Here is an 8809-nt window from a genome sequence, read left to right as displayed (position 1 = left end):
GGCGCCCCGCCACCACCTCCGTGACCGAGCCCGCCGCCGACCGCAGCGACGTGTGGGACCGCTACCTGCACCTCGCCGACCTGCAGGCCGAGCCGGCCGCGGCCCACCCGCTTTCCCCCGAGAGAGAGGACACTCATGTCTGAGATCCCGTCCACGATGACCGCCAGCGTGCTGCGGGGGGTGAAGGACCTGGTGCTCGAGGAGCGCCCCGTCCCCACGCCCGCCGCGGACGAGGTGCTCGTGGAGGTCGCGAGCGTCGGCGTCTGCGGATCCGACGTGCACTACTACGAGCACGGACGCATCGGACCCTACGTCGTCGAGAGCCCGCTGATCCTCGGCCACGAGGTGAGCGGCCGGATCGTCGCGGTCGGCGCCGACGTCGACCCCGCCCGCGTCGGGCAGCGCGTTGCCATCGAGCCGCAGCGCCCGTGCCGCCGCTGCGACTTCTGCCGCGCCGGCGACTACAACCTCTGCCCGCAGATGGAGTTCTACGCCACCCCGCCGATCGACGGCGCCTTCTGCGACTACGTGCTGATCCAGGACGACTTCGCCTACGAGGTGCCCGACGCCATCAGCGACAACGCCGCCGCGCTCATGGAGCCGCTGTCGGTGGGCATCGCCGCCGCGCAGAAGGGCGGCATCAAGGTGGGCGACACCGTGCTGATCGCCGGCGGCGGCCCCATCGGCATCATCGCCGCGCAGGTCGCAAAGGCGTTCGGCGCGGTCGACGTCGTGGTCGCCGACATCAACCCGGCCCGCCGCGAGCTCGCCGCCTCCTACGGCGCCCGCGTGGTCGACCCCGCCGCGGAGTCCACCGTCGAGCTGGCGGCGAACGTCTTCATCGACGCCTCGGGCGCCACCCCCGCGATCGTCAACGGCATCCGATCCACCCGCGCGGGCGGCACCGTGGTGCTGGTGGGCAGCGCCGACGAGTTCCCGCTCTCGGTGCCCGAGGTCGCGATGCGCGAGCTCAACGTCACCGGCATCTTCCGCTACACCGGCACCTGGCCCATCGCCCGCGCCCTGCTCGAGTCCGGCCAGGTCGAGCTCGACTCGCTCGTCACCCACGTGTACGGCATCGAGCAGGTCGAGGAGGCGCTGTCGGGCGAGGGGTCGATCGACTCGCTCAAGCGCATCGTCCTGCCCCGCACCCGGCGCGTGGACGAGCCGTCGGTCAAGGCGGCGTCATGAGCGAGACGCTGCTGTCGGTCGAGGGGGTGTCGAAGTCGTTCCCCGGGGTGAAGGCCCTCGACGACGTCTCCTTCGACGTGCGCCCCGGCACCGTGCACGCCCTGTGCGGCGAGAACGGCGCCGGCAAGTCGACGCTCATGAAGATCATCAACGGCATCTACCAGCCCGACGCCGGGACGATCCGGGTGCGCGGCGAGGAGGTGCGGATCAAGAACCCCATCGACGCCCGCGCCCGCGGCATCGCGATGATCTCGCAGGAGCTCAACTACGTGCCGGGCATGACGATCGCGGAGAGCTTCTTCCTCGGCCGGCTGCCGATGAAGTACGGCAAGGTCGACTGGCGGTTCATCCGCAGCGAGGCCCGCCGCATCCTCGCCGAGGAGGGCCTGGACTTCTCGATCAACCGACGCCTGGGCACCCTCACCGTGTCGGAGATCCAGACCCTGGAGATCCTGCGCGCGGTCTACCACAGCGCCGACGTGCTGATCATGGACGAGCCGACCTCGGCCATCGCGCACAAGGAGGTCGAGTCGCTGTTCGCGAAGATCCGCGACCTGCGCGCCCAGGGCAAGTCGATCATCTACATCTCGCACAAGATGGACGAGGTCTTCGAGCTCGCCGACGACATCAGCGTGCTGCGCGACGGCACCGTCGTCAGCTCACAGCCCGCCGCGGACATCACCTCCAGTCAGGTGATCGCGCAGATGGTGGGCCGCGACCTCGACCACCAGTCCTACCCCAAGGAGCGGGTCGAGATCGGCGACACCGTGTTCCGCGCCACCGGGCTCTCCGCCGCGCACATGTTCGAGGACATCGACCTGCACATCCGCGCGGGCGAGATCGTCGGGCTCGCGGGGCTCATCGGCGCCGGACGCAGCGAGGTCATCCGTGCGGTGTTCGGGCTCGACAAGCTCGACGCGGGCGAGATCGAGGTCGACACGAAGACCGTGAAGATCAAGAACCCCACCCACGCGATCAAGGCCGGCGTCGCGATGCTCTCGGAGGACCGCCGCCTGGTCGGCATCGTCCCGCAGCTGAGCATCATGAAGAACGCCACGCTGGCGAGCCTGCGCAAGGTCATCCGCGGGGGCTTCGCGCGGCGCCGCGAGGAGGAGAAGCTCGTCACCGAGTACTTCCAGAAGATGAACGTCAAGGCGCCCAGCCTGCAGACGCGCATCGCGAACCTCAGCGGCGGCAACCAGCAGAAGGTGCTCCTCGCCCGCTGGCTGATCGCCGACCCGAAGGTGCTGCTGCTCGACGAGCCCACCCGCGGCATCGACGTCGGCGCGAAGTTCGAGATCTACAAGATCATGACCGAGCTCGCCCGCCAGGGCCGCGGCATCCTCATGATCTCCTCCGAGCTGCCCGAGCTCATCGGGATGTGCGACCGCATCTACGTGATGTCGGCCGGACGCCTCACCGCGGAGCTGACGCCCGATCAGTTCTCGCAGGAAACCATCCTCACCTACGCCATGAATGAAATCGAGGTGGCATGACAATGCTCCAGAACCTGAAGAGACTCGAGGTGAACCGCTTCTCGATCTACATCATCCTGCTGGTGGTGATCGTCGCGGCGAGCTTCCTGAGCCCGAACTTCCTGAGCTCCGACAACATCTTCAACGTGCTCCGCCAGGTCGCCGTGATCACGATCCTCGCGTTCGGCGCGATGACGCTCATCATCGGCGGCATGATCGACCTGTCGGCCGGTGCCGTCATGGCGTTCGCGGGCGTCGTGTCGGTGCTGGTCTACAAGTCGACGGGCAACCTGCTGCTCGCGATCCTCGCCGGCATCCTCATCGGCATGCTCTGCAACCTCGTCAACGCGTTCCTCGTGGCGACGCTGAAGACCCCCGCGTTCATCGTGACCCTCGGCATGATGCTGATGGCGCGCGGCGCGGTGCTCGAGCTCACGCAGGGGCAGAACGTGCTGCAGCTGGGCGACTTCATCCTCATCGGCCAGGGCAACCTCGGCTGGCTGCCCATCCCGGTGCTGGTGCTCATCGGCGTCACCATCGTGATCTGGTACCTGATGAACCAGACCCGCTACGGCCGCTCCGTCTACGCGGTCGGCGGCAACGAGGAGGCGGCTCGCGCTGCCGGCATCTCGGTCGAGCGGGTGAAGTACCAGGCGTTCCTCGTCAACGGCGCCCTGGTCGGCATCGCGGGCGTGATCTTCATGTCGCGCGTCAACGCCGGGCTCCCCAACGCGGGCGTCGGCTACGAGCTGCAGGCCATCACCGCCCCGATCATCGGCGGCACCAGCTTCTCGGGCGGCGTCGGCACGGTCATGGGCACCCTCGCGGGCGCGCTGATCGTCGGCATCCTCGGCAACATCATGAACCTCATCGGGATCGGCTCGTACATCCAGCAGATCGTGATGGGCGCCATCATCGTCGTCGCCGTCGCCTACGACGTCTTCAGCAAGCGCGGCAAGGCGAAGACCACCATCCTCAAGTCCGACGCGAAGGGCGACCCCTTCCCCGTCGGAGCCTCCTCGTCCGCATCCGATCCGGGAGGCGGCAGGACCTCGTCCTGACCCCTCCGCCCATCGCTTCACCCACCCACAGAAAACAGGAGAAGACAATGAAGAGTCTTACCCGCAGGATCATCGCGCTCGGCGCCGCTGCCGCCGCGGCGATCAGCCTCGCCGGCTGCGCCGTCACCACCGGGAACCCGGCCGGGAACGGCGGCGGAGGCGCCTCCGAGGACAAGGACGAGTACCGCGTCGCGTACATCGCCCGCGCCCAGGCCGACTCGTTCGCCGCGTGGCTCGCGAACGAGATGAAGCAGGAAGCCGGCAACTACGACGACATCACTCTCGAGGTGTTCGACGGCCAGGCCGACGACGAGATCGAGAACAAGATGATCGAGAACGCGATCGCCAACCGGTTCGACGCGATCATCATCCAGGCGAACAACGCCGACGCGCAGCTGCCGTACATCCAGCAGTCCATCGACGCGGGCATCGTGACCATCACCACGAACCCGCGCGTCGAGGGCCTGAGCGGCGGCAACTCGGTCGACGCCGACCCGTACAAGCAGGGCGCCGTGGTCGCCGAGCTCGCGGTCGAGCAGATCCCCGACGGCGCCAACGTCGTGGTGCTGAACGGCCCGGCGGGCAACTTCCACAGCACGGCCCGCCGTGACGCGTGGCAGAAGGAGTTCTTCGAGAAGCGCACCGACGTGAACATCGTCGCGGAGGACATCGCGAACTGGAACAAGGACGAGGCCATGACCCTCATGGAGGACTGGTCGCTCGCGAACCCGCAGATCGACGCGATCATCTCGATGAACGACAACATGGCGTCGGGTGCGCTCGAGGCCGTGAAGGGCAAGAGCGGCTTCGACGGCATCCTCGCGTTCGGCGTGGATGGCACCCCCGAGGCCACGCTGCTCATCGAGGCGGGGACCATGACGGCGACCTCGCTGCAGAACGCCCGCGAGCTGGCGCAGCTGAACCTCAAGGCCGTGCACGACCTGCTCACGGGCGCCGAGGACGAGGTCAACGTCGACATCGGCAACCCGCTGATCACGAAGGACAACGTGCAGGAGTACATCGACCTGTACAAGGAGGCCGGTCTGCTGGACCAGTGACACCGCGTCGGGGGAGCGGGCGACCGCCCGTTCCCCCGGCCCGTGCCCCCGCCCGTCCCCTCCCCGAAAGACCCCGATGCGCGCACTGACCGCCGCCGACGCTCCCGTCCGGGTGCGCGAGCTCTCCCGCGACGCACGTCCGTTCCTGCTCGGCGTCGTCGGGCCGCCCGGCGCCGGCAAGTCCACGCTCGCCGCCGCCCTGGGGCAGCCGGTGCTGCCGATGGACGGGTTCCACCTCGCCAACGAGCACCTCGACCGTCTCGGACTGCGCGACCGCAAGGGCGCCCCGGAGACCTTCGACGTGCACGGCTTCGCCGCCCTGCTCACCCGACTCCGCGCGGGCGAGGCCGTGCTCGCCCCGCGCTTCGACCGCGACCTCGACGCCGCGGTCGCCGGCGCCCTCCCGCTCTCGCCCTCCGACCGCGTGATCGTGGTGGAGGGCAACTACCTGCTGCACGACGCGGGCGGCTGGGAGCGGGTGCGCCCGCTGCTCGACGAGGTCTGGTACCTCGACGTGCCCGACGGACTGCGCGTGCGCCGCCTCGTCGCCCGTCACGAGGCACACGGCCGCTCCCACGACGACGCCGTCGCCTGGGCGACCCACGTCGACGGCCCCAACGCCGACCTCATCCGCGCGACCCGGCACCGGGCCGACGCGATCCTCACCCCGACCGAAGGAGACGACGCATGAGCGTCATGGACACATTCGCCCTCACCGACCGCACCGCCCTCGTCACGGGCGCCACGCGCGGCCTCGGACGGGAGTTCGCCCGCGCGCTCGCCGAGGCCGGAGCCGACGTGGTCGTGCACGGCCGCGACGAAGCGGCGGCACGCGAGACCGCGGCGGAGATCGAGGCCGTGGGGCGCCGGGCCTGGGTGGTGCTGGGCGACCTGACCGACCGTGCGTCGGTCGACCGCATCGCCGCCGAGGCCATCGACGCCGCGGGCGGACGCCTCGACATCCTCATCAACAACGCCGGGGCGTGCATCCACCGTCCGGCGCTCGAGGTGACCGACGACGAGTGGTCGCACGTGATCGACACGAACCTCACGGCCCTGTGGCGGATGTCGCAGACCGTCGGCGCGCACATGGTCGCCCGCGGCTCCGGGTCGATCGTGAACGTGGGCTCGATCTCGGCGCAGATCGTGAACCGTCCGCAGTTCCAGCCGGCGTACAACGCCTCCAAGGCCGCGGTGCACCACCTCACCAAGTCGCTCGCGGCCGAGTGGGCCCCGTCCGGCGTGCGGGTCAACGCCGTCGCGCCCGGATACATCAAGACCGACATGTCGCCGGTGGACGAGCCGCGCTTCCGCCGCTTCTGGATCGAGGACTCGGCTCAGCAGCGCTACGCCACGCCCAGTGAGGTCAGCCCGTCCGTCGTGTTCCTCGCCTCCGACGCGGCGAGCTTCATGTCGGGCACCGTGCTCGTGGTCGACGGCGGCTACACGCTGTTCTGATCGCGGCGCACACGCGAACGCCCGCTCCCGGGGGAGGAGAGCGGGCGTTCGTGCGTGCGGGGTCAGTCCTCGCCGTCGGCCTCGGGCATGCCGGGGCCGGGGCCCGGGCGCACCTCGGCGTCGTCGCGGATGTCGACGCGCGTGGTGCCGTCGTGCTCGCTCACGTCGATGCGGGGGGCGGCGTCGGCCTCGGTCGCGTCGGGAGCCGAGGTGAGCTGATCGTGCCGGTTCTCCTCGAAGCTCTCGCGATCGTCGCCGGTGCGGTCGTGGTCAGGCGTGCTCATGATGCTCCTTCTGGTCGTCGGTCGTCGAACGGGAACGCGTCCAGCGTGCCACGGCGTACAGCACCCCGCCCACCGCGAGCAGGATCGCGCCGAACAGCCACACCTGCGGACGCTGCTGGGTGAGCAGCAGGATGCACGACCCGACGCCCAGCACCGGCACGAAGGTCCACACGCGGAAGTGGTCGTGCTCCACGCGGTCGCGCCGCAGCACCAGCACCGACACGTTCACGCTGAGGAACACGACGAGCAGCAGCAGCACCACGGTCTCGGCCAGAGTGGCCAGGTCGCCGACGAGCGTGAGGCCCATCGCGACGAGGGTCGTGGTGAGGATCGCGACCCACGGGGTCTTCCGCTTCGGCAGCACGCGTCCGAGCACGGACGGCAACAGGTTCTGCTCGGCCATGCCGTACGTGAGGCGGCTGACCATGATCATGGTCAACAGGGCGCCGTTGGCCACGGCGATGAGGGCGATGAGGCTGAACAGCCACGACGGCACGTTCACCCCGGTGGCCTCCACCACGGCGAGCAGCGGGCCGCTGGACTCCTGCAGTTCGGACGACGGGAGGGCGATCGCGCTCGCGAGCCCCACGAGCACGTACACGACGCCGGCGGTGATCAGGGCGGCGAAGAGCGCCCGCGGGTACGTGCGGCGCGGGTCCTTCACCTCTTCGATCATGTTCGCCGAGGTCTCGAACCCGACGAACGAGTAGTACGCGATCACGGCTCCGGAGAGCACGGCGATCGCCACGTTCGACCCCTCGGGCGCGGCCATCGCGCGCGACACGTCGCCACCGCCGCCGCCCACGAAGATCGCGACGACGACGATCACGATCACCAGACCGCTGAGCTCGATCGCGGTCATCACGAGGTTCGCGCCCATCGACTCGCGGATCCCCCGGGCGTTCAGCAGGCCGACGAGCGCGAGGAACGCGATCGCGACGGGGATGGTCGGCAGGTCGACGAAGGTGCTGAGGTAGTCGCCGGCGAAGGCGATAGCCAGCCCCGCGGCACTCGTCACCCCGGCCGCGAGCATGCTGAAGCCCACCAGGAACGACACCAGCGGGCTGTGGAAGGCGCGCTCCGCGAACACCGCGGCCCCGCCCGCGCGCGGGTACTTCGTGACGAGCTCGGCGTAGGAGCCCGCCGTGAGCAGCGCCAGCAGCAGCGCCAGCACCAGGGGTGCCCACAGCAGGCCGCCGACCTTGCCCGACAGCACGCCCATGAGCGCGTAGATGCCCGCGCCCAGCACGTCGCCGAGGATGAAGGCGTAGAGCAGGGGGCCGGTGATGGCGCGCCGCAGCTTGGTGGGCGCCTCGGTCGCGGGCGCAGTCTGGGAGGTCATGCTCGCACGCTAGGGGGAGCGGACGGCCACGGGCGACGGGCTTGACAGGGGCGCGGAACATGCGCGAAGCCTTCGGCCTTGCACCGTCCTCGGGTGCGACAGCGCCCCGTCCAGCGTTTTCCCAGAAAGGACCGCGCGGCTCCGCCTCCCGGCCCACCGCGGCCGCTATCCTCAGTGCCGCAAGGCGGGTCGTCGGCTACGAATTGCCGAGCGGACGGGGTGGCCGCCTTCGGTTCCACAGAAAAGGGCACACTCATGACCGGTACACCGCGGAAGGCCATCGCCGAAGCGATCGCCACCTTCCTCTTCGTCCTCGCGATCATCGCGGCCATCAACAGCGGCAGCCCGCTGACGCCGCTCGCGATCGGCTTCACACTGATGGTGCTCGTGTACTCCACGGGCCACATCTCCGGCGCTCACCTGAACCCCGCCGTCTCGCTCGGCGTCTTCCTCCGCGGCGGCCTGAGCGTCGCCGACTTCATCGCCTACCTGATCGCCCAGTTCGTGGGTGGCGCGCTCGCCGCCCTCGCCGCGCTCGCCGTCTGGCCCGCGGGCGACAAGGCCATGGTGATCGAGGTCGGCCCGGCGTTCCTGGTCGAGGCGCTGTTCACGCTCATCCTCGTGTGGGTCGTGCTGAACTCCGCCACGTCGAAGGACACCGCGGGCAACTCGTTCTACGGCCTCGCGATCGGCGCCACCGTGTTCATCGGCGCCGCGACCGTCGGCTCCATCTCGGGCGGCGGCTTCAACCCCGCCGTGGCCCTCGGCCTCTCGGTCAGCGGCCACTTCGCGTGGAGCTCGCTGTGGCTCTACATCGTGGCCCCGGCCGTCGGCGCGATCATCGCCGCGGTCCTGTTCCGCGTGCTCAACACCGACGACGCGAAGAAGATCGCCGCCGCCGAGTGACACCGTGACACCGGAGCGCCGCATCCCCTCGGGG

9 protein-coding genes are annotated in these 8809 nt (G+C 69.7%); 7 read left to right on the top strand and 2 right to left on the bottom strand.

Annotation, left to right across the window (positions count from 1 at the left end):
- The first annotated feature begins 135 nt into the window (after positions 1-135).
- The 6 genes from DW299_RS15880 (at position 136) to DW299_RS15855 (ending at position 6243) form a co-directional block, all read left to right on the top strand.
- A complete protein-coding gene (locus tag DW299_RS15880) occupies positions 136-1191 on the top strand; it encodes an NAD(P)-dependent alcohol dehydrogenase (RefSeq protein ID WP_136029711.1) in 1056 nt (351 codons plus the stop codon).
- Complete coding sequence (locus DW299_RS15875) at positions 1188-2687, top strand: sugar ABC transporter ATP-binding protein (RefSeq protein WP_136029713.1); 1500 nt, start codon at positions 1188-1190, stop codon at positions 2685-2687. Before DW299_RS15880 ends, DW299_RS15875 begins: the two co-directional genes overlap by 4 nt.
- Positions 2684-3727: an ABC transporter permease gene (locus DW299_RS15870; RefSeq protein WP_240744513.1), complete on the top strand. Its 1044-nt coding sequence runs from the start codon at positions 2684-2686 to the stop codon at positions 3725-3727. Before DW299_RS15875 ends, DW299_RS15870 begins: the two co-directional genes overlap by 4 nt.
- 47 nt (positions 3728-3774) lie before the next feature.
- Positions 3775-4785, top strand: a complete 1011-nt coding sequence (locus DW299_RS15865; RefSeq protein WP_136029715.1) for a sugar ABC transporter substrate-binding protein — start codon at positions 3775-3777, stop codon at positions 4783-4785.
- Between the two features lie 76 nt (positions 4786-4861).
- Positions 4862-5476, top strand: a complete 615-nt coding sequence (locus DW299_RS15860) for a nucleoside/nucleotide kinase family protein (protein WP_136037151.1) — start codon at positions 4862-4864, stop codon at positions 5474-5476.
- The gene (locus tag DW299_RS15855) at positions 5473-6243 is read left to right on the top strand and encodes an SDR family NAD(P)-dependent oxidoreductase (RefSeq protein WP_136037150.1); all 771 of its coding nucleotides are present in this window, start codon (positions 5473-5475) and stop codon (positions 6241-6243) included. The genes DW299_RS15860 and DW299_RS15855 overlap by 4 nt, the downstream gene beginning before the upstream one ends.
- 62 nt (positions 6244-6305) lie before the next feature.
- On the opposite strand, the gene DW299_RS15850 is transcribed toward DW299_RS15855, so the two are convergent.
- Together DW299_RS15850 and DW299_RS15845 are read right to left on the bottom strand one after the other, a co-directional pair.
- Positions 6306-6527 (bottom strand): multidrug transporter, encoded by a 222-nt coding sequence (locus DW299_RS15850; RefSeq protein ID WP_136029719.1) that lies wholly within the window; start codon positions 6525-6527, stop codon positions 6306-6308.
- Positions 6514-7869: an APC family permease gene (locus DW299_RS15845; RefSeq protein ID WP_136037149.1), complete on the bottom strand. Its 1356-nt coding sequence runs from the start codon at positions 7867-7869 to the stop codon at positions 6514-6516. The genes DW299_RS15850 and DW299_RS15845 overlap by 14 nt, the downstream gene beginning before the upstream one ends.
- 255 nt (positions 7870-8124) lie before the next feature.
- Between DW299_RS15845 and DW299_RS15840 the strand changes: the two genes are divergently transcribed.
- On the top strand, positions 8125-8775 hold the full coding sequence (locus tag DW299_RS15840; RefSeq protein WP_136037148.1) for an MIP/aquaporin family protein: 651 nt from the start codon (positions 8125-8127) through the stop codon (positions 8773-8775).
- The last annotated feature ends 34 nt before the right edge of the window (positions 8776-8809 follow it).

Source organism: Microbacterium sp. K35 (assembly GCF_004794375.1).
GTDB lineage: Bacteria > Actinomycetota > Actinomycetes > Actinomycetales > Microbacteriaceae > Microbacterium > Microbacterium sufflavum.
The sequence above is the reverse complement of the archived record's forward strand: the minus strand, read 5'-3'. Positions and strand labels throughout refer to the sequence as shown.